Raw genomic sequence first — 24894 nt, 5'->3', positions numbered from 1 at the left:
AAAACCAATAATCTTGAGTGGTCTTTTCTAACCACAGAACTACTATGACTCGCTCGCATTGCTTTGTATTGCAACACGACTTTCCTATTTCTTTCTACCCTGATAAAAACCAGTTGGTGATTGATAGTGAAGAGATTCATTTAGAGCCACTACAAGCAAGGCTGCTCAGCTATTTCATCGAGAAGCGCGGGCAAGTGGTTAGTACGCAGCAGATAGCTACAGATGTCTGGCAAAGAACTCAAGTGTCTGACAACTTGGTCAGACAGGTCATCAGTTTACTGCGCAGTCAGCTTCAGGATAAAGCACGTCCGTATCGCATCATTCAGACCATTCCTAAGCAAGGTTATCTGTTCGATGTTGAGGTGACTCAGCCGAGTGTCGAACCAACTTCCGTTGATGACGCCTCTCTACCTGAATCTGAGCCTAAACCTTTTGTTGCTAATTCGAAAAAGAAAACCATCGCCCTGATTACAACCGCAGTATTCTCTGTTGGCTTAATAGCAACTTGGGCGTGGCAAATTGATGTCTCAACCAATGACACAGCTGTTATTTCTGCGCCTCAAAGTGATGTAATTCCCGTTTATATCCATGATATTACGCTCGATTCTGCGGACGATTATGAGATGTCGGAAAGCGTGTACAACTACCTATTCTACGGGCTGAACTCAGCGAGAAATTTATCGGGTTACCACTTCTCTCAGCTATCGAAACAGGGCAAGCAATCACTTGCCAATAATGGTGTCGAACTCAAAGGTTGGCTCAAGCAAAAGGGCAGTGATTATATACTGAGCGTGCTGATACAAAACAATCGCCAGCCCAATCAAAGTCAGAAAGTGGAAAAGAGCTTTAGCCAAGATAATTTCTTCGATGCCATTGGGGATGTGATTCTCGAGATTAAAGCCATTATTGCCCCAATGAGTTCAGAATACGGTGTTGTCAGTCATCGAGTGACTTCTATTGATAACTACGATGACTGGAAGGTTATTTCAGAGGGAATATCGCTTTTCTACCAAGGTAAAGGTGGACAGCCATTTGCAGAGATCGCACTTCAGTTGGATACGATTCAACAGCAAGGAAGAGACAATTATTTGGTCAATGCCTTATTGTCGTATTCGGAATCTTTGGCTTATTTGCAAAGTCATGAGCAAGAAGATCGCGAACATGCACTGCAACTGGCAAAGCAAGCCTTCGAGATGAACCCACGTTGTGACATCGCTAATCTTACCTTGGGTCTTGCATTGTTAATCAACCAACATGCCAATCAAGCTTTCCCTTACCTTTTTTACGCGGCCGAAAGTACACCGAGCCCAATCAGTTTTTATCTACTTAGTGTGGCTGACAAGCTGTCGGATAATCCCGAAGGTTCGCAATACAACTATCAGCGCTATACCGAAGTGAAAAAAGAGTATAATGGTCAACTGTTTGATCTTATTGAATCTTTATAAAAAACAAACCTTTCCTAAACCACAAAATTCTCTCTGAAGTGAAGACGTTGAGTTACCGCTAATAGTAACGGCTCTTCTGCAAGGTTTTCTTGTGCCGACAGGCTTCTCAACATGTTTGATTATTGTTTGGACTCAGGCTCGATTGCCTTGCATCAAGCGTAAAAACATCGACTTCCACATACTGGTAACCAAATCATTAATTATTTGGGGTACACACATGTTGAAGAAGTTTGCTTTTCAGATCATTCCAATTCAGATCTTCTTATTCGTCTTTTGGTTCAAAAATGGCTTTGTCGATAAAGTGATGGGCGTTGTGCTTGGCTTTATTACGCCAGATACCGCTTATTCAGGTGATACTTGGGCTGGCTGGAAAGGCTATATTGTAGGAACTTGGGATAAGAGCCAAATCGGTCATGCTCTACTGAGTCCAACATTCGATTTCATGTTCCCTATTTTGATTGCTTTGCAATGTGTGCCGTTTTTACTGGTTATCCGTTCGGTATTTGCAGGTGAGTTCATGTCTGGCAAGGAGCGTCCGTGGTTACTCTATGCTGCCTTTGCTTCTTTATTTGTGACTTCTTGTATGGCTTTCACTCAAACCATCACTGGCGCAAGCGACGGGCAGTATCTATGGCAATTTATCGGCTTTGGCATGGTTGCCATTATGTATCTGCGTAATGAGCAAGGTAAGTAAGCGTTTTTTGGATGCGGGATACGAAAGGTAGCTAGATACGAGTAAACGAGATAAGGGATACGAAGAGCATGTTTAGATTTGAGTCAGTAAGATACGAAATATCAAAACGAAGATAATGAGAGGCAGTCGCTTTTCGTCACTCTCTACCCGAATCTCGTATCTTCTTTTTGCTTCTCTCATCTGCTCTTAAAAAGAAAAGCCCGCAACCTAGGAGGTTGCGGGCTTTGTTATAAGCGATGTGTCTTGTTAGCGGTTAAGCTATCTAATTATTTAGCGATTAAGCCGTCAGTGCTAACACGGTACCAGGCAGTACAAGGAATACCGCAATAAGGTAACCAGCCACTACAGATTTATTCTTCACAGCCATGTCAGAAATAATATCAGCGGCTTTTACTGGTAGTTCACGTAGGAACGGAATACCAAAGATGAATACCGTTGCCATGATGTTGAACACCAAGTGTACTAGAGCAATCTGCAGTGCAAATACTGCGAACTCACCAGATACTGCTGTCGCTGCTAATAGAGCGGTAATACACGTACCGATGTTTGCACCCAGAGTGAATGGGTAAACGTCACGTACTTTAAGAACACCTGAACCTACTAGTGGAACCATCAAGCTTGTTGTCGTTGAAGAAGACTGAACAAGGATAGTAACGATAGAACCAGAAGCGATACCGTGGATAGGACCACGACCAATTGCATTCTTTAGAATCTCACGAGCACGACCCACCATCAGGCTCTTCATTAGCTTACCCATTACCGTGATAGCTACGAAGATAGTCGCGATACCTAGAACGATAAGCATGATACCGCCAACAGTGTCGCCAAATGTCGATAGTGGCTCTTTAATCGCACTGACTACAGGCTTAGTGATTGGCTTGATGAAGTTTAGTCCACCCATGCTCATATCACCTGTTGCTAGCATCGGTGATACTAACCAGTGAGAAATTTTCTCTAGAATACCAAACGCCATCTCTAGTGGTAGGAAGATTGCAACGGCTAATAGGTTAAAGAAGTCGTGAATCGTCGCACTTGCGAATGCACGTTTGAACTCATCTTTACAACGAACATGACCAAGGCTAACTAGCGTATTGGTTACTGTAGTACCAATGTTTGCACCCATGATCATAGGGATTGCTAGCTCAACAGGTAAACCACCTGCCACAAGGCCAACGATAATTGAAGTAACTGTACTTGATGATTGAATAAGTGCTGTTGCCACTAAACCAATCATTAAGCCTGCAACTGGGTGTGAAGCAAATTCGAAAAGAACCTTTGCTTGCTCGCCTGTTGCCCATTTGAAGCCTGTACCAACCATTGAAACTGAAAGTAATAGTAGGTAAAGCATGAATGCCAAGTTAGCCCAGCGTAGCCAACGAGTTGTGCTCGAGATAGGCGCTGCTGCAGTAGTAGCTTGGTTCATAATGTTTTCTCCATTGGACCGTTTAAGTCTGTGTTTGGTCTGTTTGTTTAATCTGAGCGTGATGTTAGAGAACAAATATTTCAGTAATATTACATTTTGGTTTAGGTGAGACTTTTTTGTGATGATTTGCCCTTTAAATATTTGGTCTTGAAATGGTGGTGGTTTAACTTTTTGTTTTTGTGGGGTTTTATTCGTATTTTTGATAGGTGATATAGATCTTAAAAGTTAGAGAAAAATTAAAAATAATTGCTGAAATATTACATTATGAAATCAGACACTTCGAAAAAATAAGTAGTAATAACTAGTTTGGTTAGGTTTTTCCGAGTTTGTTGAGCGGAGGTGTCATATTTGATATAAAAGGGTATCTACTCTTTTATTACGGCACATCTATGTCGCACCTCAACTATAACCACCTTTATTACTTCTGGATGGTTTGCAAGCAAGGCTCTGTTACTAAAGCAGCAGAAGCTCTATTCCTAACACCACAAACGGTAACAGGTCAGATAAAAGCGTTAGAAGAGCGTATGGATGGCAAGTTGACCAAGCGCAATGGTCGCAGTGTTGAGCCTACAGAGCTTGGACAGCTAGTCTTTAAATATTCCGACCGTATGTTTGGCCTGAGCTACGAGATGCTGGATATCGTGAATTACAGCCAGCACTCCAATATTCTGTTTGATGTTGGTGTTGCAGATGCGCTGTCTAAAAGGCTTGTCAGCAAGATACTGATGTCGACCATTCCCCCAGATAACAGTATTCATTTACGCTGCTTTGAATCGACCCATGAAATGCTACTTGAGCAACTGTCTCAACATAAGCTCGATATGATCTTGTCTGACTGTCCGGTGGACTCTAGTCAAAGTCCTGGCCTGTTTAGTAAGAAGTTAGGTGAGAGTGGAATGAGTTTTTTCAGTTCGGGTAAGGTTGAAGGTGTTAGCTTCCCGGCTGTATTAGAGCAAAGAAAGCTTTTGATCCCAGGTAGTCGAACCTCGATGGGGCGTAAAGTGCTGCAATGGTTTGATAGACAAGGACTTAAACCTGATATTTTGGGTGAGTTTGATGACGCGGCATTGATGAAGGCTTTTGCTCGTTATCACGATGACGCTATCTTCTTAGCGCCTACGCTTTATATGTCTGAAGTTGAAGAGGATTCATCACTGCAATTGTTGGTTGGTATTGAAGAATTAAAAGAGGAGTACTACGTCATATTTGCTGAGAGGATGATCCAACATCCAGCAGTAAAAAATGTATGTGACGCAGATTTTAGCAAATTGTTCGAGTGAGGCGGTTTGTTAATGAATTGATATCGATTATCATAACGCCACCATATGCCGGAAATACTAATAGCCGTAGTTGGTGTAAAGGTTGTAGGGAGCCAAACTATGAACTTAAAAGAGATGGAGAAGAACTCAGCGCAAGCTGTGATTCTACTCAAAGCCATGGCCAACGAGCGTCGCTTACAGATTTTGTGCCTATTACATGGTACTGAGCTGTCAGTTGGGGAGTTGTGTGGTAAGTTGGAACTGAGTCAGTCTGCTTTATCTCAACATCTTGCTTGGTTGAGAAGAGATGGTTTGGTCGAAACTCGCAAAGAAGCTCAAACTGTGTATTACACATTGAGCAGTGAAGAAGTAAAAGCGATGATTAACCTACTGCATGGTATTTACTGCAAGTAGCTTATTGCTGGTGGGAGGGGGATTTCTTATCAGTGATAGAATGACACAAGGAAGTGTCAGTATTTCATGTCGAATGTTAGTGCCTATCTATTTACCAACCTATCTATTTATCTATTTTCTTGTCTGTTTATTTTCTCGTTGTCTGTTTTTTATATGCTTAGTTGTTTATCGGTAAGCGATACATCTTGTCGTCAGCGATATGCCTATAGTCAGCGATATGCCTTTTAGTAAGAAAATACGTGTCAGTTAGCCAAATGCCTTTTAGTAAGCTGGTATCTGCCGGTAAACCACGTGCTTTTAAGTAAGCTAAGTAATGTTCAGCAAGAAAAATCGCTGTGTTACTCAAAATTTAGATATAAAAAAACCGGCCGAGGCCGGTTTTTTTCGTTTTGCGTTGTAATCAAATTTCTATTAAAGAGCTTTGATTGCAGCAGCGAAACGAGACTTATGACGTGCAGCTTTATTCTTATGAATAAGGCCTTTAGTCGCCATGCGGTCTAGAAGAGGTGTAACTTCTACAAGAGCAGCAGTTGCAGCTTCTTTATTGCCAGCTTCAATAGCTGCAATAGTTTTTTTCATGTAAGTGCGCATCATAGAACGACGGCTAGCATTGTGCTGGCGACGTTTCTCAGCTTGGATAGCGCGCTTCTTAGCAGATTTACTGTTTGCCAAGGTCTAACTCCCAAAAACTTAGTTCGGTGACAATTTAAGGGCGAGGACTATCCCTCATAGGCGCTTAATTGTCAAATGATTTGTGCAAAAACCAATCTCAGCCAAAACAAATTTTGGTATGGAAAGGTCATCGCGGTTAAGATGGCGGGGATTCTAACAGCATTTTTAGACCAATGCTAATAATTATGCTTCTAAGGACAGGATAGTATTTATCCTTGCTTGAAAGTAATCAACCAGTGTCAGAGGTTTCTGTGAGTAAACGACTATTAAAGTCAGGCCTGATTGTCAGTGCAATGACTTTTGTTTCCCGTGTGTTGGGGCTAGTACGTGATGTAGTAGTAGCAAATTTGATGGGAGCAGGAGCGAGTGCCGACGTATTTTTCTTCGCTAATAAAATTCCTAATTTCTTACGTCGACTTTTTGCAGAAGGTGCGTTCTCTCAAGCGTTTGTTCCTGTATTAACAGAATATCACGCCGCAGGTGATAAAGATAAGACACGAGATTTAATTGCTAAAGTGTCGGGTACGCTCGGGGTTTTAGTGTCTATAGTGACCGTTATCGGAGTTTTGGGCTCGGGTGTGATCACTGCGATGTTTGGTGCAGGTTGGTTTATCGACTGGTTGAATGACGGCCCAGCAGCCCCTAAATTTGAGCTGGCGAGCTTTATGCTCAAGATTACCTTTCCTTATTTATGGTTTATTACCTTTGTTGCCTTATCTGGTGCAATCCTCAATACCATGGGTAAATTTGCGGTTTCGTCATTTACACCTGTTTTCTTGAACGTAATGATCATTGCTTGTGCTTGGTTTCTTGCTCCTAATTTAGAACAGCCTGAAATTGGCTTGGCAATCGGTGTGTTTCTTGGTGGTTTAGTCCAGTTTCTTTTCCAAATGCCTTTCTTGATAAAAGCGGGTGTTCTGGTTAAGCCGAAGTGGGGCTGGAGAGATCCGGGCGTTGTAAAGATCCGTACGCTAATGATCCCAGCTCTGTTCGGTGTATCGGTCAGCCAAATTAACTTATTGTTTGATACCTTTATTGCTAGCTTCCTAGCGACCGGTTCGATCAGTTGGTTGTATTATTCAGACCGACTGCTTGAATTCCCACTCGGTCTATTCGGTATTGCGATTGCGACTGTCATTCTTCCTGCTTTGTCTCGTAAACACGTTGAAGCTCAAGGTGAAGGCTTTGCGCACACCATGGACTGGGGGGTGCGTATGGTGTTGCTGCTTGGCATTCCTGCGATGTTAGGCCTAATAGTTTTAGCTAAGCCGATGCTGATGGTGCTCTTCATGCGTGGTGAGTTTTCGCCACATGATGTACAGCAGGCATCAATGTCATTGGTTGCTTACGCATCGGGTTTGCTTAACTTCATGCTGATTAAAGTGTTAGCTCCGGGCTATTACTCTCGCCAAGATACTAAAACTCCTGTGAAGTACGGCATTATCGCCATGGTCACCAACATGGTGTTCAACGCGATTTTTGCGTATTTCTATGGTTATGTTGGTTTGGCGATAGCGACGGCATTGTCTGCCTTTGTGAATATGGCCTTGTTGTATCGTGGATTGCATCTTGCAGGTGTGTATCAATTATCTAAGACAACCTTGTTGTTCAGTGCCAAATTGATTATCTCAGGCGTAGTGATGGTTGCGGCGATTTTATGGCAGTTGGATAATATGCAACATTGGCTTGAATGGAGCTTTAGCCAGAGAGCGCTGACATTAACAGGCTTGATTGGACTTGGTGGCTTTGTTTATATTGTTTCGGTACTGATTTTAGGTATCCGAGTAAAACATTTAAAAGCAGCGACAGATTAATACTGATTAGTATATAATCCGTCGGTTTCACACAATAAATGATGCAAATAACAGGTTTTAGCTGATCATAATGGAACTGATCCGAGGTATACACAATATTAAAGCGCAGCATCATGGCTGTGTATTAACCATAGGTAACTTCGATGGTGTTCATTTAGGACATCAAGAGGTTCTGAGTCAGGTTTCTAAACAAGCTGCAGCATTAGGGCTCCCTTCTGTTGTCATGACGTTTGAACCACAGCCTATGGAGCTGTTTGCCCGAGGTAAAGCGCCAGCACGTTTAACTCGCTTACGAGATAAATATGTGCAACTGAGTAAGCTAGATATCAGTCGGTTGTTGTGTGTGAATTTCAATCAGTATTTTGCAAGCTTATCCGCAGAAGCATTCATTAAGGATCTTTTGGTTGATAAGCTTGGTGTGAAATTCTTGGTGGTTGGTGACGATTTTTGCTTTGGCAAAGGTCGAACAGGTAATTTCGCGATGCTTAAAGAAGCGGGCGGAAAATATGGTTTTGAGGTGGTAAGCACCCAAAGCTATTGCTTAAATCAATTACGAGTAAGCAGCACTGAAATACGGAATGCGCTAGCGGTCGATGATTTGGCTGCAAGTGCTACCATGTTAGGGCGTGACTACAGTATTAGTGGTCGTGTGTCTCATGGTCGAAAACTAGGGAGAACTATCGGTTTCCCTACCGCTAACATTCCATTAAAGCGTTGTGTTTCTCCTGTATCGGGAGTGTATGTTGTTGAAGCATTGGATATCGACGGTGTTCCTGTCGGTGGCGTTGCTAATATTGGACAACGACCAACGGTTAATGGTGTAAGGCAGCAATTAGAAGTGCACTTTTTTGACTTTAAAGCCAATTTATATGGTAAACAGTTAGAAGTACGACTTTTGCACAAACTGCGCGACGAGATAAAATTTGAATCGTTCGACGCACTAAAGAATCAAATAGAATTGGATGCTGAAGCCGCAAGGGTGTGGCTGCTTCAGCTAAAGAATTAGTCGGATGATTCCACCGATTAACATAATGTCTAACTTCGCCCAATATAACGGAATTAAGAATCGATGAGTGATTATAAAGATACCCTGAACTTACCAGAAACAGGGTTCCCAATGCGCGGCAATCTGGCAAATCGTGAACCAGAAATGCTGAAGCGTTGGTACAAAGAAGATCTTTACGGCGAAATCCGTAAGGCAAAGAAAGGTAAAAAATCTTTCGTGCTGCATGATGGCCCTCCATACGCGAACGGCGACATTCACATTGGCCACGCGCTGAATAAGATTCTTAAAGACATTATTATCAAATCTAAGACCCTTTCTGGTTTTGATGCACCGTACATCCCAGGTTGGGACTGTCACGGTCTTCCAATCGAGTTAATGGTTGAGAAGAAGAAAGGTAAGCCTGGTCAGAAGATTTCGGCTGCTGAATTCCGCGAAGAGTGTCGTAAGTACGCTGCGGGCCAAGTTGAAGGTCAGAAAGAGAGCTTCAAACGTCTTGGTATCATGGGCGAGTGGGATAAACCTTACCGCACTATGGATTTCGGCACTGAAGCGAACATCATTCGTTCTCTAGGCAAAATCGCAGACAAAGGTCACCTTCTTAAAGGTTTCAAACCCGTTCACTGGTGTACTGACTGTGGTTCTGCTTTGGCTGAAGCTGAAGTTGAATATAAAGATAAAGTTTCTCCATCTATCGATGTGAAATTTACAGCAGCTGACGAAGCGGCGCTTCTAGAGAAGTTTACTCTAGCGGAAGGTCACGCGGGTCAGGGCGAAATCTCTATCGTTATCTGGACGACAACACCGTGGACTCTGCCTGCTAACCGCGCAGTATGTCTACGTGATGATCTTGAATACGTACTTATCCAAGTTGAAGCGAATGGCGAACAGCCAGCTCAACGTATCGTTGTTGCTTCTGAACTAGCAAAAGACGTAATGGATCGTACAGGTATCGAGCACTTCCATAACCTTGGTTTTGCGACTGGTGCTGATCTTGAGCTTTCTCAGTTCAACCACCCGTTCTACGACTTTACTGTTCCTGCTGTTCTTGGCGACCACGTTACAACGGATTCAGGTACTGGTGTGGTTCACACTGCGCCTGGTCATGGTCAAGAGGATTTCGTGGTTGGTAAGAAGTACGACCTAGAAATCGCTAACCCAGTAGGCTCAAATGGCGTTTACCTGCCAGATACTGAGCTATTTGCTGGTCAGCATGTATTCAAAGCGAACGATTCTGTTTTAGAAGTTCTAAAAGAGAAAGGTGCACTACTGCATCACCACGCTTACGAGCACAGCTACCCACACTGTTGGAGACATAAAACTCCAATCATCTTCCGTGCAACACCGCAGTGGTTCATCTCTATGGATCAAGCTGGCCTACGTGCAAAAGCACTAGAGTCAACGAAGAGTGTTGAATGGATGCCAGAATGGGGTCAAAGCCGTATCGAAGGTATGATCGAAGGTCGCCCTGAGTGGTGTATCTCTCGTCAACGTACTTGGGGTGTGCCAATTGCTCTGTTCGTTCATAAAGAAACATCAGAACTTCACCCAGATAGCCCAGCTCTTATTGAAAAAGTAGCGAAGCTTGTGGAAGAAAAAGGCATTCAAGCTTGGTGGGATGTAGATGCTGCTGAACTTATGGGTGCTGAAGACGCTGACAAGTACGAGAAAGTACTTGATACGTTAGACGTATGGTTCGACTCAGGTGTAACGCACTTCTCTGTTGTGGATTCTCGTGAAGAGTACAACTTCCCGAATGAAGAAAGAACGCACAGTGCTGATCTGTACCTTGAAGGTTCTGACCAACACCGTGGCTGGTTCCAGTCATCTTTGATTTCATCTATCGCGATGAAAGACGAAGCACCATACAAGCAAGTGCTAACGCACGGTTTCGTGGTTGATGGTAACGGCCGTAAGATGTCTAAATCTATCGGTAACGTTGTTGCTCCTAAAGATGTAACCAACAAGCTAGGCGCAGATATCCTACGTCTATGGGTTGCTTCTACGGATTACACTAACGAAGTTGCAGTTTCTGACGAGATCCTTAAGCGTTCTGCTGATGCATACCGTCGTATTCGTAACACGGCTCGTTTCTTCCTAGCGAACTTGAACGGTTTCAACCCTGAAACTGACCTAGTACCTGCTGAAGAAATGGTCGCACTTGATCGCTGGGCTGTTGGCCGTGCTCAAGCTGCACAAGAAGAGATCGTTAAAGCATACGGTGAGTACAACACTCACGGTGTGACTCAACGTCTAATGCAGTTCTGTTCTATCGAAATGGGTTCTTTCTACCTAGACGTAATTAAAGACCGTCAGTACACAGCGAAACAGGGCAGCCATGCTCAACGTAGCTGTCAAACGGCGCTTTACTACATTGTAGAAGCTCTAGTTCGTTGGATGGCGCCTATCATGTCGTTCACTGCAGATGAAATCTGGAACGAGATGCCTGGCGAACGCGACACGTTTGTATTCACTGGCGAGTGGTTCGAAGGCCTATTTGGTCTTGCTGACGACGAAGAACTAAGCAACGAATTCTGGACTGAAATCCAGTCAGTTCGTGGCGCAGTGAACAAGCTTCTTGAAGATGCTCGTAAAGAGAAAACGATCGGTGGTGCATTGCAGGCTGAAGTGACTCTATACGCTGACGACGCACTGGCTGCTAAAATCAACAAGCTAGAAGATGAACTACGTTTCGTACTTATCACCTCTGCTGCTGTTGTTAAGCCGCTTAGCGACAAGTCTGATACAGCTCAAGCGACAGACGTTGCAGGTCTATACGTTGAAGTTGCAGCAACTGAAGCTGAGAAGTGTGACCGTTGCTGGCACCACACTCCAGATGTAGGCACAATCGAAGGTCACGAGAAAATTTGTGGTCGTTGTGTGTCGAACATCGACGGTGAAGGCGAAGTGCGTAAATACGCATAACGACTCAGAGAAAGACTGAACTTTTTGTAAAAATCATAGCCCCAGTATCAACTGGGGTTATTTTTAATTATAGGAAATGTGTTTAACCGAGTTGAGTGCTCATCATCCCTTAAACAGGAAGATTAAATGGGTACTGGCTTCGTAAATACTAGGAATAGAAATGAGTGAAGTTTCGTTAAAACAATCTGGTGTGCGTTGGTTATGGCTGGCTCTGTTGGTCTTCCTTGCAGATATTGGCATCAAACTGTTCGTCATGGACAATATGGGTTATGGCTGGGCAAACCGTATTGAGGTGTTGCCATTCTTTAACTTTTTGTATGTCCATAACTATGGTGCAGCATTTAGCTTTCTGAGCGATCAGAGTGGCTGGCAGCGTTGGTTATTTACGGGTATCGCCTTTGCGGTAACGGGCATGCTGACATACTGGATGAGCAAACTACCTGCGGCAGAGAAGTGGAATAACATTGCTTATGCGATCATCATTGGTGGTGCTGTTGGTAACGTATTTGACCGAGTAGTACACGGCTTTGTTGTCGATTACTTAGATTTCTACTGGGGTACTTACCATTGGCCTGCGTTTAACTTAGCGGATATGGGGATCTGTATCGGTGCTGCGATGATCATCTTGGATGGCTTCCGCAAGAAAGATGAAAGCAAATAGGCGACTCAGGTATTAATGAGTATTAACTAAATCGCTTTGAATTAGATTGCCCTAAAGTCAGTCTATGACTCACAGAATAGAATAGCCCTAAGCGCTGTCGGTTGATTCCGGCGGCGCTTTTTTTTATGCTTCAGTCAACAAGGAAGCAAAGCACAACGCATCCTCAAATAATAAAGAAATCTAAGGAAAGTAACGTGGCAGCAATTAAAAATGATTCAGCAGTAACTCTACATTTTACGATTAAAATGAAGGATGGTTCAGTTGCCGATAGCACCGAAAATATGGGTAAGCCTGCGAAGTTCGTTATGGGTGATGGCAGCCTAAGTGAGAACTTTGAACAGTGCTTGATTGGTCTTGAAACGGGGACTGAAAAGTCTATCGAATTGAAGGCGCAAGACGCGTTTGGTATGCCAAATCCAGATCACATTCATCATATGGATCGTGCTAAGTTTGTTGGCGACTCTGAAGTCGAAGTTGGCACTATTATGGCTTTCTCTGGTCCTGATGGTATGGAAATTCCAGGTATTATCACTGAGATCGCGGGCGATTCAGTGACGGTTGATTTTAATCATCCATTAGCAGGCCAAGACGTTACGTTCGACGTTAACATCTTAGCGGTGGAATAACGATAGAATAACATCGCCTTACAGGTGTGGCACAACCCAGAGCTTCACTGTCTAGGCGCTTCACTGTAGAATGCGAACCTCGCTGACAGCGAACTCTATAGAAACAACCTTAGTACCGCGGTAAATGATGAGCAATGAAATGAAAATAATGTTAGCTAACCCTCGTGGCTTTTGTGCTGGTGTCGATCGTGCGATCAGCATCGTAGAACGCGCACTGGAAATGTATCAGCCACCGATCTATGTTCGCCATGAAGTGGTGCACAACCGCTTTGTTGTTGAGGGGCTCAAGCAGCGTGGTGCTATTTTTGTCGAAGAACTGAGTGAAGTGCCAGACGACAACATCGTGATCTTCTCTGCTCACGGTGTCTCTCAAGCTGTTCGTAAAGAAGCAAAAGAGCGCGAACTCACGGTATTTGATGCAACGTGCCCATTGGTAACCAAAGTACATATGGAAGTTGCTCGTGCGAGTCGCAAGCATATGGAAGTAGTACTGATTGGTCACGCGGGTCACCCTGAAGTGGAAGGCACTATGGGTCAGTACGCTAGCCAAACTGGCGGAATGTACTTGGTTGAGAAACCAGAGGATGTACAGAACCTAGTGGTGAATGATCCAAGTAACCTACATTATGTTAGCCAAACTACTTTGTCAGTTGATGAAACGGCGGATGTGATTGAAGAGCTGCGTCGAGTGTTCCCTGAGATCCAAGGCCCACGTAAAGACGACATCTGCTATGCGACTCAAAACCGTCAAGACGCAATTCGTGAGATGGCCGGTGATGTTGATGTCGTGATAGTTGTTGGTTCTAAGAACTCATCGAACTCAACTCGTTTAAAAGAGCTGGCTGAGAAGCTAGGCACGCCAGGTTATCTAACCGACTGCCCTGAAGACATTCAAACTGAATGGGTTGAAGGCAAAAAGAAAATCGGTGTAACAGCCGGTGCTTCTGCTCCTGAAGAGTTGGTAAACCAAATCTTAGATCGTATTCGTGAGCTGGGTGCTACCGAGGTAGAAGAGATTCAAGGTCGTGAAGAGAACATGTTCTTCGAAGTGCCGAAAGAGCTGCAGATTAAGCAAGTCGACTAATCGCTATTGATTGGTGACAAGATCGATTCGTAACTCTATCGATTCGCAAACACTATCGATTTGTAAACACTATTGATTTGTAAACAGCAGGAAGCCAACGTTGATGCGTTGGCTTTTTTGATCGTGCTTTGGAACAAGTCGTCGAATTTCTAACAGGTTACTGGAGACCGAGTAGCTCTTTCAGTGTCTTGAGGTAGCGGCGGCTGACAGGCACTTCAAAGCCAGTCAGCGTGATGATCTCCGCTAATCCATTTTCCAACAGTTTGATCTCTTGGATCGATTTTATGTTGATCAAATACTGTCGATGACAACGGATTAAATCGGTTTTTTCTTCCAAGATCTTTAGCGTTAACTGTGAGGTCGCCGTTTGTGAGGAGCTACGAACATGCACACCACTGATATCCGAATAAGCGCACTCGACCGTTTGGCTCGCCATAATCACTATGCGGTTATGGCCGATACACGGGATCTGTTCTAAACGGCAAGGAGCAATGGCAGATATGTCTTGTTCCGGCGCTTTGTGGTTCTGCTTGATGACCTTATTCAGACGACAAACACTCTTGTTTAATCGACAAGGTTCGACCGGCTTGAGTAGGTAATCAAAGGCATTGTCTTCAAAGGCTTGAATCGCATATTGGTCGTAGGCAGTGACGAATACAACGTAAGGCATGGTGTCTGGATCAAGCATGCTTAACAGTTCAATTCCGGTAACCTGCGGCATTTGGATATCCAAATACACCACATCAGGCTTGAGTAGATTGATCTGTTTAAGTCCTTCGATCGCGTTACTTGCTTGGCCGATGATTTCCACTTCTCCTGTTTCGGTCAGCAGTTCAATCAGTTCTTCGCGAGCAAAAAGCTCATCATCGACAACTAATGCCTTTAACATCCTACAATCTTCATCTTGGTTCTATCCCTGCTTGATTCACGCTTATCTTTTAAATGTCAGCTTCTAAATGTTTCAACTCGGAGCGATTCGTCTCCGAAAATACCTTTATTTTAGTATAGGTATGATAAAGCTCATTCGAGTGAATTGCTGTGGTTGAGATTCTATTTTTAGTGCTGAATCTTGTCCAAAGAAATTAGTGAGTCGTTTATCAACAATTTCCATGCCTAGTCCAACATGATCTTTCGATGGCTTTTGATAATTGCCCGCGTTGTCTTCAACGGTCAACTTAACCCCACCCTTGAAAGCCTCGCTATAGATCTTCACTTTGCCACCTTCCAGCATGTTAGAAATCCCATGTTTGATGGCATTTTCTACCAGCGGTTGTAGGGTAAAGCTTGGCAGCTGCGACTCATACAGTTGTGGGTCAATATCCCATTCCACTTCTAATCGATCGGTAAAGCGTGCTTTCTCTATGGTCAGGTAAGCGTTGACGTGTGCCAGTTCGTCTTTGAGCTTCACGGTGTTGATGTTCTGCTTCAGGTTACTTCTAAAGAAGTGAGACAGATGTTGAATGAGCTCACGTGCTTTATCAGGGTCACGACGTGTTACTGCGCTAATGGTGTTAAGCGCATTAAACAAGAAGTGCGGATTCACTTGAGCGTGCAGCAGTTTGATTTCTGCTTGTGTCAGTAGCGTTTGCTGTTGCTGATAGTTGCTAAAGAGGATCTGGCTCGACAATAGCTGAGCGATACCTTCACCCATCGACATATTGATGGTCGAGAATAGTTTCAGCTTTGGCTCATACAGTTTGATGGTTCCGATGACTTCGTTTCCTGCTCTTAACGGGATAATTAGCGCGGAGCCTAACTTACAATCTTGCGAAAGGGAGCATTGGTATGGATTCTCTTTGCCATCAAGGTAGATGATGTCGTTCTGTTCCATCGAAGTGAGCGTGCTCTGCGATGAAATAGGGGTGTTCGGAATATGGTGTTCATCACCAATGCCGATGAACGCGAGGATTTTTTCTCGGTCGGTGATCGCCACCGCACCAACGTTGGTCTCTTCGTAAATGATCCGCACTATTTTTTGCGCGTTATCCGAATTGAATCCTCCATGCAAAATACCCACTGAACGCTCGGCGATGGTTAATGCGCGGCGTGAGAAAGTTGCCGAATACTTCTCGAAGATGGTTTTCCGATCTTGGATGATGCTCATGAACAGCGCCGCACCGACCGAGTTAGCAATGATCATTGGCGCGGCAATATCAGAAACCAGAGCATAGGACTGCTCGAATGGTTTCGCGACCGCTAACAGAATTAGCATCTGAATAATCTCTGCAAACAGGGTTACCGAGAAAACCACCAATGGATTAAACAGCTGGCTGGCTTTGTTCTTTCTCACTAGGTAAACGTGTAATAGGCCGCCAATCAAGCCTTCTGCTGTTGTTGAAATCGCGCAAGCTAGATCTGTGAATCCACCCAAAGAGTAACGATGGATTCCGCCAGTAAAACCGACCGCAAAGCCGACAACCGGACCACCAAACAGGCCACCCATAACGGCACCCATCGCGCGAGTGTTGGCGATCGCGTCATTAATCTGCAGTCCAAAATAGGTGCCCATAATACAGAACAGGGAAAACAGAACGTAGCAGCTTATTTTATGACTTAAGCGCGAAGAGATGCTCAACAAAGGGAGAATTAGTGGAGTCTTACTGAGCATGTAAGCAATCACTAAGTAGACACAGGTTTGTTGCAGCAGAGAGAGAATGAGTTCCATATTTTCACCTATTGAGACGCTGGTTAAGTGTAAAGCTCATTGTGTAGTAACGGTAGCTTTGCTTGTGTTTTCATTGGTTATATCGAGTTGCGATTGCTTGTCAGGCGGAGATACCAATATTGATGTACTAATGTTGATGTACCAATGCTGAGATACAGTAAAGCCCATCACAGAGGACGGGCTTTAGTCTTAATTTCCACGAATCACTGGGTGATTACGGGAGCAAGCGAAGTGTGTTTGGCTTGTTCTTTTGTCTCTCTATGAAGACGTGTCTCTTGTTCTCAAGAGTCTGAAAGAACTAGGCGGTTTTGGTGACGCCTTTTGCTTCTTTTTCTTCTTCATCAGCAAGGTCGATATCGCCTTTGCCTTTTGAAATTTTGAAAACGTAAGCCGCAACACCGAATGCACTCACCACACCGATGATGGTTGAAAGCTGCATTGGTAGACCGAAGCCCAGCTGGCTATTGTTCAAGATGAATGTGATGCACACAGACGTCATGAAGACAGCTGGAACCGTTGTTACCCAGTGCAGTTTGTTGTGACGAAGTAGGTAAGCTGAAGCTGTCCACAGCATCATGACTGCTGTTGATTGGTTAGCAAAACCGAAGTAGCGCCAGATGATACCGAAATCTACTTGAGTCAGGATGCCACCAAGAACGAATAGCGGTAGAGCCATTAGTAGTCGGTTACGCAGTGTTTTCTGTTCCATGTTGAAGTATTCAGCAAGGATAAGACGGCTTGAACGGAACGCTGTGTCACCAGAAGTGATAGGTAGGATAACCACGCCAAGGAAAGCAAGGATACCGCCAAATACACCCAGTAGGCCAAATGAAGCGCTGTATACCACGTTACCAGGGCCGCCGTTTGCAATCGCGTCAGATAAAGATTCAACTGAACCGAAGAATGACAGAGCAAGCGCACACCAGATTAGAGCGATGATGCCTTCACCAATCATTGCACCGTAGAATACGAAGCGGCCGTTTTTCTCGTTTTCCATGCAACGCGCCATTAGTGGAGACTGAGTTGCGTGGAAGCCAGAGATAGCACCACAAGCGATGGTGATAAATAGAGCAGGCCAAAGCGGTAGATCGTTAGGGTTCATGTTAGTGAACATGTCTTTCATCTCGAAGCCACCCATGATTTGGTGCTCGTCAGATAGACCAATCGCAGTGATTAGGCCAACAGACATAAAGATAAGCAGTGCACCGAACAGTGGGTAGAAGCGACCAATGATTTTATCGACAGGGACAATCGTTGCGATGATGTAGTAAGCAAAGATGATGACAACCATGGTGCTCGTAGACATTACGAAATCAGTTTGGTCGTTCACTAGGTTAGTGATCATGCCTGCTGGAGCAGAAACGAATACCACACCAACAAGAAGCAGTAGAACAATGGCAAAGATGTTCATAAAGTGTTTTGCGCCATTGCCTAGGTAACGTCCAGTGATGGTTGGAACCGAAGCGCCACCATTGCGGATAGATAACATACCTGAGAAGTAGTCGTGTACGGCACCTGCGAAGATACAACCTAGCACGATCCAAAGCATTGCTGCTGGGCCGTAAAGGGCACCCATGATAGGGCCGAAGATTGGACCTACACCTGCAATGTTAAGCAGTTGAACTAGGTAAACCTTTGGCGTCGACATTGGAACGAAGTCCACGCCGTCTTGCTTGGTGTGAGCGGGTGTTTGACGCTTTTCATTGATACCGAAAATCTTCTCGATAAAGGCACCGTAAATAAAGTAGCCACCAATGAGTGCTGCAACACAGGTAAGAAACCACATCATAATTTGTTATCCCTGAATGTATTAATTAAGTCAGGGTGTATATTAAAGGAGTGTATGAGAAGAAACTTCCGCTATGAGAGTGAGTGGTCGAATAGCTAATTAAGTGGTGTTATAACTGATTGAGCGGTTTGTTCTCTTGCTTAAGAGGGCAACAACATACAATGAGTGGACATCAGTACGTGTTCAGCGGAGAATCGCCACAAAGGCAGCGCTTCGTCAGGAAGTGGTGAAGTAACAATATAAAGGATTGAAATGAAAAAAATAATAGCACTATTCGCCGTGGCATTTAGCCTTGCAGGATGCAGCGCCAATGTTCAAGATTTAGCGGCCGAAGGCAATTGGCAAGAGATTGGCTATCGTGACGGTATCAAAGGTAACACTCAACGTTCTTACCAAGAGATGACTAAGCTTGGAACGGTAGACCAATCAAGCTACAGCAAAGGATACTATCTAGGTGTTGCTGAATACTGCAACCCAAACCATGCTTATCAAATTGGCTTATCTGGCCAGGTTTATGAAGGCGTTTGTTCAGGTACGGAAGACGCTCAACGTTTCCGTATGGAATGGCAGCGCGGCTGGGATGAGTTTTCTAACGACTACTAAGCTCAAGCTAGCGATTAGAAATTAAAAAGACCAGTGCCGTATGTGTACTGGTCTTTTTGTATGTCGTTAAAGTAGCTGTCTAAATGAGAAGCCACAAACCAAATTAAGATTACTGATTATTCTCGACTGCTTTTCTCAAGAAGCCATTTTGTTGATCAAGTTGAGCCTTGGCCAGTTCTAAATCTAGCCCTGTTAGAATCATCAAAATAGATAGCTTCACATCATAATCGGTGGTTTTAAGTGTCGAAACTGCAAGGGCTTTGTCACACTCCGTTGCTTGGATTACGATACGAGCTGCGCGGGCAACCAATTTTTCATTGGTCGCTTTTACGTCGACCATCAAGTTCTGGTAGCTCTTACCAATACGAATCATGCTGGCAGTGGTCAGCATGTTGAGCACCAATTTTTGCGCGGTACCTGATTTGAGGCGTGTGGAACCGGTTAAGGCTTCTGGGCCAACCACTGGGCTTATCGCGATTTGAGCAATCTCAGCGATCGGAGAGCCAGGGTTACAAGACAGCGCAACCGTCACCGCACCAATCTGATTGGCGTAGTTGAGTGCACCAATTACGTAAGGTGTGCGGCCACTAGCCGCGATGCCTACCACGACATCATTTTCTGAAAACTGAATTGCATTCAGATCTTCAATACCGAGAGTCAGCGAATCTTCCGCGCCTTCTTTGGCTTTCAAAATCGCTTCGGGTCCGCCAGCAATGAGACCGATAACCATCTTGTCTGAAACGCCAAAAGTCGGTGGGCATTCTGAGGCATCTAACACACCTAATCGACCACTGGTACCTGCACCCATATAAATCAGTCGGCCACCGTTTTGAAAGGCATGAGCGATCTTATCAACCGCTTTCGCGATCTGTGGCAGTTCCGCTTCGATCGCTAAAGGCACTTGTTTATCTTGTTGGTTAATCTTTTCAACCACTTCGAGAGAGGTGAGCAGATCAATATCCATAGTGTCAGGGTTTCTCCCCTCCGAAACGAGGTGCGAGAGCGCTGATATGAGAGCGTCGTTACTCATAATGATCCTTAAATGATAATTCTAAAATGATGGTTCTAAAATTGTTTAGACAGCACCACGAAGTCAGTATTGTTACTAAGTCAGCACGGCTATCAAGTTAATCGGCACGATATAGAACGCCTAGAGAGGCTGCTCTGCTCGCGCCAGTCACTTCTGGTAAATTGCTTGGCAGTTGATGAACATGACGTTGAGCAAGCCATGCAAAGGCCATGGCTTCCATATAATCGGCATCAACGCCTTTACTGGTCGTTGAATCAACTTCCCAACTCGGAAGCAGTTCTACCAACCTTTTCATCAACAATGGGTTTCTCGTCCCGCCACCACATACGTACAGCGCAGGTTGGTTACCCAAGCGATAAGCCTCTACTTCATTAGCTATCGTCAATGCGGTGTATTCACAAAGTGTGCGCTGAACATCTTCTGCTGCAAGGTATTTAAATTCTGTAAGTTGTTGTTTTAGCCACGGTAGATTAAACAGCTCTCTACCAGTGCTTTTCGGTGGCAGTTGAGATAGATAAGATTCACTTAGAAGCTGTTCGAGCAAGGCTTGATTAAGTTGGCCTTTAAGCGCAAATTGCGCATCACGGTCAAACTTTTCCCCCGTGTGTTTATCTACCCAAGCGTCCATTAACATATTGCCCGGGCCAGTATCATAACCAAGCGTTGGCTGATTCGGGCGCAGCACTGAAATATTCGAGATACCACCAATATTCAACACCACAACTGAGCTGTCTTGCGGGTGAAAAATAGTGTGGTGGAAAGCCGGTACTAACGGTGCCCCTTGCCCGCCAAGCGCCATGTCTTTACGTCGAAAATCAGCGACTGTTTGAATCTGTGTTTTAGCGGCAATGATATTGGCGTCACCCAACTGCATGGTAAATGGTGAATCACCTGTTGGCTGGTGGAATACCGTTTGGCCATGATTACCTATCGCAGTCACAGAGGATGCTGGTGTACCTGACTTGTCGAGAAGTTGTAGAATCGCATCAGCAAATAGATGACCAAGCTGGTGGTCTAGTTCACCAATAGCAATCAAATCCGTTTTCTGACCAATACAAACTTCAAGCAAAAGCGCTTTGATATCATCAGGCATAGGAAACTCATCATGAGCGAGCAATGTGATGCGCGAATCTTCAATCGAAACTAAGGCCGTATCAACGCCGTCCATACTCGTCCCCGACATCACACCAATGTATAACTCTGACTTCATTACGAGTCTCCTAAGTTGAGCTGATTAATCTTCTGGTTAGCCAACACTTCTGCGCCATCCAGAGCGTTACCTTGAACATGTAAACTACGATCTTGAATCGCTGGTGAGAGACGCTCACGATAGAACTGCCCTAAGCTACCCAAGAACATAATAGGTAGCGTATTGTTATTAGAACAAGCCTGAGTGAGCTGCTCTATTTGAGTGGTCCCTTGTTCTATAATCGCTTTTGCCGTTGAACATTGTGATTCAATGTCGACCAGAGCTCTTGCAAATTGAGCATAGTCAGTCGCGTTCGCTTGGCCAATCCATTCTAATATTTGGCTACGTTCGCTACCGGTTTTCTTGATGACTAAATCGCGAGTCAAAGATGAATCCTGACTGTCGAACTCGGTGAGGGTTTGTTGAACCGCTCGAAAGCCAAGCCAAGCGCCACCGCCTTGGTCGCCAATTGGAAATCCCCATCCGCCAAATTGCAGGGTCTCATGTAGAGAGTCTAATTGGATGGCAACTGACCCCGTCCCTATCGCGATACAATTTACGCCTTGTCCTGCATTGGCGCCAAATACTGATGCTTCTGCATCGGTTGTGATGTACAGGTGAGGGCAATGCGCTAAAGCGGATTTTAACTTGGACTTTAACTGCGTATTACCCACTCCAGCGACACCTAACACAATATAACATTGTTTCGGTATTATCTGGTTTGTCGTTAGAATTTCATCAATATAATGAGTGAGTTGAACCACAGCGGCTTCACCGTATAGGGTCAATGAAGTCGCCGGTAAAATGAACTCTTCAATCACTGTTGATGTGGGCTCTATTTTCTTAAGCCTGACGGCGGTTTTTGTGCCACCGCCATCGACTGCCAAAGTGTGTGTAATCATTCACTAGACCGTTTGTAGCTTGTTGACTTCTTGAGTCTGTTTTTTACCTGCTAGACAGACAACCAACGAGACCAAGGTGCCAATACATAATTGATAAGGGAAAGCCAATCGAACACCAACCCAGTCAGCGTTAATCACGCCCATCACGCTATCCCACACGTAAGCCTGCATCAGCAATGTCGTGAAGAAACCGGCGATAAGGGCTAGAGCAACCGAGGTTTCGTTGCCACGTTCAGTAAAGATTGCAGTGAAGTACACGCCCAGTAAACTAGTGTAAGCAAACACCATCACACTCAGTGCAAATGATAACAATGGCATGTCGGTGTATTGCTGCCAGTAGTAACACAAGATGCCCATGCTACCCAGAGCGACTGCTGCTACAGCCATACCAACGCGTCCAGCTTTCACGTAATGGAAGTCATCTTGCTCTCCTTTTCGTGCTTCTAACCAAGGCTTGTAAATATCTTGCACCGCAACCGAAGACATAGAGTTTAAGCCCGAGTTTAACGTTGAAAGCGCTGCTGCAACGACCCCAACAGTCACTAAGCCTCGAAGACCTGCTGGCATTTCATTTAGCACGTAGTACATGAAGATCGTTACGTTTTCGCCATTAAAGTTTTGCACGACTTCTTTGCCTTCCACACCCATTAGATCAGGTCTTTGGTAGAAGACATACAAGAGTAGGCCAATAGACATGAATACGAGTACAACTGGAATCGAAAAAATGATTGAGTTGATTATCGCTTTTGAACCTTGTTTGGCATCTTTACACGTCAACACACGTTGAGTCATGTCTTGATCAAGACCAAATGCACCAATGTTCAACAGGACAAAACCAGTGATACATGCCCAGAAACTAAAAGTGCCAGCAGGGCTAAAGTCGAGAGTGAAATCGAGTAAGGTCAGCTTAGAAGATTGGCCTTCGCCAGGATTTGCTAGTACTTGAGCTATTTGGCTGAAGTCGGCTGGAATTTGCCCCAGTAAATAGATGATTACAGCAATGGCTGCACCGACATAAACCACAAGTTGAATTAGGTCACTCCAGATAACCGAACGAATGCCACCCATGTAAGTATAAGCAAGGCCGATGGCTACTAAAATGACAACCGAAGTCACCACGCTGCTAGGGTCAATATTGGTAAAAAGAATCATCGAGACAGCAATCGCTGCCATGTAGAGGCGGGCACCTGAAGCGAACACTCGGCCGACTAAATACATCACGCCTGCACGCTGTTTGGTTTTCTCGCCAAAGCGCACTTTCAGTAGCTCATAAACGGTTGATACTTTGTTTTGGTAGAATCGAGGGATAAGTACCAAGGCAACGAAGATGGCACCAATAATACCGCCAATGTTGGTTGCTAAGTAGGTTAAGTCACCACGGTAGCTAGATTCTGGCCCGCCTAAGAACGTCGCTGCAGATTGTGATGTCGCGAGCACCGAGATAGCCACGACCCACATTGGCATCGAATTACCACCTAAAAAGTAGTCCTTAGTGCTCGTTATTTTTGTTCGGCTGAAGTGCCAACCTGTAAAAGCAATAATGGCGAAATATATCGCAAATACGGCCCAGTCCAGTGAGGTAAATAGTGAATTCATAGCAGCTCCGTAGCATGAATAGGGTAGAGGGTATTTATAATTATTTTTTCAGAATGTCAGTTTGAATAATGAGTTTCAAAATCTATTCCTTGGTGGAATAGTGACCAATGCTTTTCTTTGACCATGATCCCAGAAGGCTGTGTTAGCTATTCCATATAGGAGAATCCGAAGGAATAATTATTCCAATGAAAATACAAAACTCGTTATGATAGCGAAGAATTGGCAGAGGGAAGGGGAAGGGCATTTAGTGAAAGGCATTGCGAAAGTAAAAGCGCTGTTACCCAAGCTGTCTCCATCTGATGCGCTGGTGGCGCGATATGTTCTTGATCACCCACAACAGGTGAAGCAATTATCTTCGCCCGAGTTGGCCAAAGCGGTCGGGGTGAGTCAGTCAACGATAGTGAAGTTTAGTCAGAAGCTTGGTTATAAAGGGTTTTCAGAAATGAAGGTCAAACTCTACCAAAGCGATATGACTTATCAGCCCGTATCTCAACGTGGTATACATGGCACGATCACTCGTAAAGATCCGCCCGACATGGTGATGGACAAACTTCTTGCAAGCAAAACACAATCGCTTGAACGCACTGTGTTATTAAACGAAGGTGAGCAGTTAAACCATGCCGCAGATATTTTGCATCTTGCACGTAAGGTGCAGATCTCAGGTGTAGGCGCCTCATCGTTGGTGGCGAAAGATCTTGCTTATAAGTTGATGAAAATAGGCCATGCCGCCAATGCAGAGCAAGATGCTCACATTCAAATTGCCAATGCCGCTTCTCTTTCTGAAAATGATGTGTTGATTGCGATTTCTTATTCTGGAAACACCAGAGAAGTGGTGAAGGTTGCTCAGCTAGCCAGATCGAAAAAAGCCAAGGTGATTGTGATTAGTCAGCTATCGCCTTCTGCTTTAGACAAATACGCCGATATTAAGTTGATATCAGCAGCCGACGAAAATCATATTCGCAGTTCATCTATAACTGCTCGTGATAGCCAACTTTTTATTACTGACTTGTTGTTCATTGCGTTAACTCAGCAGGAAGAACAAGCTGACCAATTAATTGAACAAAGTAAATCTGCAGTAGCAGAATTTAAGCAATAAAAGG

The 24894-nt window shown here is 44.5% G+C and carries 21 protein-coding genes; 12 read left to right on the top strand and 9 right to left on the bottom strand.

The window, feature by feature from the left end; translation table 11 throughout:
* Positions 1 to 44 precede the first annotated feature (44 nt).
* Positions 45 to 1445, top strand: coding sequence for a winged helix-turn-helix domain-containing protein (locus NX845_RS20465; RefSeq protein WP_182796210.1), 1401 nt, complete (start codon positions 45 to 47; stop codon positions 1443 to 1445).
* Positions 1446 to 1662: 217 nt separating this feature from the next.
* Positions 1663 to 2139 carry a hypothetical protein gene (locus NX845_RS20460; protein ID WP_029224686.1) on the top strand — a complete coding sequence of 159 codons (477 nt, stop codon included), beginning with the start codon at positions 1663 to 1665 and terminating at the stop codon, positions 2137 to 2139.
* Between the two features lie 277 nt (positions 2140 to 2416).
* On the opposite strand, the gene NX845_RS20455 is transcribed toward NX845_RS20460, so the two are convergent.
* Positions 2417 to 3562 (bottom strand): Na/Pi symporter, encoded by a 1146-nt coding sequence (locus NX845_RS20455; protein ID WP_004735026.1) that lies wholly within the window; start codon positions 3560 to 3562, stop codon positions 2417 to 2419.
* Between the two features lie 389 nt (positions 3563 to 3951).
* On the opposite strand from NX845_RS20455, the gene nhaR reads away from it, so the two are divergent.
* Both nhaR and NX845_RS20445 read left to right on the top strand, forming a co-directional pair.
* Positions 3952 to 4842 (top strand): transcriptional activator NhaR, encoded by an 891-nt coding sequence (gene nhaR, locus NX845_RS20450; RefSeq protein WP_004735027.1) that lies wholly within the window; start codon positions 3952 to 3954, stop codon positions 4840 to 4842.
* A gap of 99 nt (positions 4843 to 4941) precedes the next feature.
* Complete coding sequence (locus tag NX845_RS20445) at positions 4942 to 5235, top strand: metalloregulator ArsR/SmtB family transcription factor (RefSeq protein ID WP_004735028.1); 294 nt, start codon at positions 4942 to 4944, stop codon at positions 5233 to 5235.
* 411 nt (positions 5236 to 5646) lie between these two features.
* Here NX845_RS20445 and rpsT read toward each other — a convergent pair whose 3' ends face one another.
* Complete coding sequence (gene rpsT / locus NX845_RS20440; protein ID WP_012603273.1) at positions 5647 to 5907, bottom strand: 30S ribosomal protein S20; 261 nt, start codon at positions 5905 to 5907, stop codon at positions 5647 to 5649.
* Between the two features lie 251 nt (positions 5908 to 6158).
* Between rpsT and murJ the strand changes: the two genes are divergently transcribed.
* The 6 genes from murJ to ispH all read left to right on the top strand — a co-directional run bounded on the left by murJ (position 6159) and on the right by ispH (position 14020).
* Complete coding sequence (gene murJ, locus NX845_RS20435; RefSeq protein WP_050546228.1) at positions 6159 to 7721, top strand: murein biosynthesis integral membrane protein MurJ; 1563 nt, start codon at positions 6159 to 6161, stop codon at positions 7719 to 7721.
* 70 nt (positions 7722 to 7791) lie between these two features.
* The gene (gene ribF / locus NX845_RS20430) at positions 7792 to 8727 is read left to right on the top strand and encodes a bifunctional riboflavin kinase/FAD synthetase (RefSeq protein WP_017093853.1); all 936 of its coding nucleotides are present in this window, start codon (positions 7792 to 7794) and stop codon (positions 8725 to 8727) included.
* A gap of 63 nt (positions 8728 to 8790) precedes the next feature.
* Positions 8791 to 11649 carry an isoleucine--tRNA ligase gene (gene ileS / locus NX845_RS20425; protein ID WP_004735055.1) on the top strand — a complete coding sequence of 953 codons (2859 nt, stop codon included), beginning with the start codon at positions 8791 to 8793 and terminating at the stop codon, positions 11647 to 11649.
* 160 nt (positions 11650 to 11809) lie between these two features.
* The gene (gene lspA / locus NX845_RS20420; RefSeq protein WP_004735054.1) at positions 11810 to 12310 is read left to right on the top strand and encodes a signal peptidase II; all 501 of its coding nucleotides are present in this window, start codon (positions 11810 to 11812) and stop codon (positions 12308 to 12310) included.
* A gap of 194 nt (positions 12311 to 12504) precedes the next feature.
* Positions 12505 to 12936 (top strand): FKBP-type peptidyl-prolyl cis-trans isomerase, encoded by a 432-nt coding sequence (fkpB, locus tag NX845_RS20415; RefSeq protein WP_017088633.1) that lies wholly within the window; start codon positions 12505 to 12507, stop codon positions 12934 to 12936.
* Between the two features lie 127 nt (positions 12937 to 13063).
* Positions 13064 to 14020, top strand: a complete 957-nt coding sequence (gene ispH / locus NX845_RS20410; protein ID WP_029222310.1) for a 4-hydroxy-3-methylbut-2-enyl diphosphate reductase — start codon at positions 13064 to 13066, stop codon at positions 14018 to 14020.
* Positions 14021 to 14177: 157 nt separating this feature from the next.
* Here the strand turns inward: ispH and btsR are convergent, their stop codons facing one another.
* The 3 genes from btsR to NX845_RS20395 form a co-directional block, all read right to left on the bottom strand.
* Entirely contained in the window at positions 14178 to 14909 is a 732-nt protein-coding gene (gene btsR / locus NX845_RS20405; RefSeq protein ID WP_004735051.1) for a two-component system response regulator BtsR, read from the bottom strand.
* 105 nt (positions 14910 to 15014) lie between these two features.
* Positions 15015 to 16685 carry a sensor histidine kinase gene (locus NX845_RS20400; protein ID WP_017091340.1) on the bottom strand — a complete coding sequence of 557 codons (1671 nt, stop codon included), beginning with the start codon at positions 16683 to 16685 and terminating at the stop codon, positions 15015 to 15017.
* 298 nt (positions 16686 to 16983) lie between these two features.
* Positions 16984 to 18474, bottom strand: a complete 1491-nt coding sequence (locus NX845_RS20395) for a carbon starvation protein A (protein WP_065681766.1) — start codon at positions 18472 to 18474, stop codon at positions 16984 to 16986.
* A gap of 252 nt (positions 18475 to 18726) precedes the next feature.
* Between NX845_RS20395 and NX845_RS20390 the strand changes: the two genes are divergently transcribed.
* Positions 18727 to 19077 carry a DUF2799 domain-containing protein gene (locus NX845_RS20390; RefSeq protein WP_017091341.1) on the top strand — a complete coding sequence of 117 codons (351 nt, stop codon included), beginning with the start codon at positions 18727 to 18729 and terminating at the stop codon, positions 19075 to 19077.
* Between the two features lie 109 nt (positions 19078 to 19186).
* Here NX845_RS20390 and murQ read toward each other — a convergent pair whose 3' ends face one another.
* From murQ to NX845_RS20370, 4 genes are all read right to left on the bottom strand, one after another.
* Complete coding sequence (gene murQ / locus NX845_RS20385) at positions 19187 to 20107, bottom strand: N-acetylmuramic acid 6-phosphate etherase (RefSeq protein WP_017077730.1); 921 nt, start codon at positions 20105 to 20107, stop codon at positions 19187 to 19189.
* Between the two features lie 97 nt (positions 20108 to 20204).
* On the bottom strand, positions 20205 to 21317 hold the full coding sequence (locus tag NX845_RS20380) for an anhydro-N-acetylmuramic acid kinase (protein ID WP_065681765.1): 1113 nt from the start codon (positions 21315 to 21317) through the stop codon (positions 20205 to 20207).
* On the bottom strand, positions 21317 to 22198 hold the full coding sequence (locus NX845_RS20375) for a BadF/BadG/BcrA/BcrD ATPase family protein (protein ID WP_065681764.1): 882 nt from the start codon (positions 22196 to 22198) through the stop codon (positions 21317 to 21319). Before NX845_RS20375 ends, NX845_RS20380 begins: the two co-directional genes overlap by 1 nt.
* Before the next feature lie 3 nt (positions 22199 to 22201).
* A complete protein-coding gene (locus NX845_RS20370) occupies positions 22202 to 23794 on the bottom strand; it encodes a sodium:solute symporter (RefSeq protein ID WP_065681763.1) in 1593 nt (530 codons plus the stop codon).
* A 247-nt stretch (positions 23795 to 24041) separates the two neighbouring features.
* Between NX845_RS20370 and NX845_RS20365 the strand changes: the two genes are divergently transcribed.
* Entirely contained in the window at positions 24042 to 24890 is an 849-nt protein-coding gene (locus NX845_RS20365; RefSeq protein WP_017077734.1) for a MurR/RpiR family transcriptional regulator, read from the top strand.
* The last annotated feature ends 4 nt before the right edge of the window (positions 24891 to 24894 follow it).

The sequence above is a fragment of the Vibrio sp. NC2 genome (assembly GCF_025195005.1).
Lineage (GTDB): Bacteria > Pseudomonadota > Gammaproteobacteria > Enterobacterales > Vibrionaceae > Vibrio > Vibrio splendidus.
This window is presented reverse-complemented; position numbering and strand designations above follow the sequence as displayed.

Excerpts from the sequence above, each read along its gene's own strand:
- NX845_RS20400 (WP_017091340.1), bottom strand. The coding sequence starts at position 16,685 with ATGGAACTCATTCTCTCTCTGCTGCAACAAACCTGTGTCTACTTAGTG.
- lspA (WP_004735054.1), top strand. The coding sequence starts at position 11,810 with ATGAGTGAAGTTTCGTTAAAACAATCTGGTGTGCGTTGGTTATGGCTG.
- NX845_RS20370 (WP_065681763.1), bottom strand. The coding sequence starts at position 23,794 with ATGAATTCACTATTTACCTCACTGGACTGGGCCGTATTTGCGATATAT.
- NX845_RS20375 (WP_065681764.1), bottom strand. The coding sequence starts at position 22,198 with ATGATTACACACACTTTGGCAGTCGATGGCGGTGGCACAAAAACCGCC.
- NX845_RS20455 (WP_004735026.1), bottom strand. The coding sequence starts at position 3,562 with ATGAACCAAGCTACTACTGCAGCAGCGCCTATCTCGAGCACAACTCGT.
- NX845_RS20465 (WP_182796210.1), top strand. The coding sequence starts at position 45 with ATGACTCGCTCGCATTGCTTTGTATTGCAACACGACTTTCCTATTTCT.
- ileS (WP_004735055.1), top strand. The coding sequence starts at position 8,791 with ATGAGTGATTATAAAGATACCCTGAACTTACCAGAAACAGGGTTCCCA.
- NX845_RS20380 (WP_065681765.1), bottom strand. The coding sequence starts at position 21,317 with ATGAAGTCAGAGTTATACATTGGTGTGATGTCGGGGACGAGTATGGAC.
- NX845_RS20390 (WP_017091341.1), top strand. The coding sequence starts at position 18,727 with ATGAAAAAAATAATAGCACTATTCGCCGTGGCATTTAGCCTTGCAGGA.
- NX845_RS20445 (WP_004735028.1), top strand. The coding sequence starts at position 4,942 with ATGAACTTAAAAGAGATGGAGAAGAACTCAGCGCAAGCTGTGATTCTA.
- nhaR (WP_004735027.1), top strand. The coding sequence starts at position 3,952 with ATGTCGCACCTCAACTATAACCACCTTTATTACTTCTGGATGGTTTGC.
- murQ (WP_017077730.1), bottom strand. The coding sequence starts at position 20,107 with ATGAGTAACGACGCTCTCATATCAGCGCTCTCGCACCTCGTTTCGGAG.
- ispH (WP_029222310.1), top strand. The coding sequence starts at position 13,064 with ATGAGCAATGAAATGAAAATAATGTTAGCTAACCCTCGTGGCTTTTGT.
- btsR (WP_004735051.1), bottom strand. The coding sequence starts at position 14,909 with ATGTTAAAGGCATTAGTTGTCGATGATGAGCTTTTTGCTCGCGAAGAA.
- NX845_RS20460 (WP_029224686.1), top strand. The coding sequence starts at position 1,663 with ATGTTGAAGAAGTTTGCTTTTCAGATCATTCCAATTCAGATCTTCTTA.
- ribF (WP_017093853.1), top strand. The coding sequence starts at position 7,792 with ATGGAACTGATCCGAGGTATACACAATATTAAAGCGCAGCATCATGGC.
- NX845_RS20395 (WP_065681766.1), bottom strand. The coding sequence starts at position 18,474 with ATGATGTGGTTTCTTACCTGTGTTGCAGCACTCATTGGTGGCTACTTT.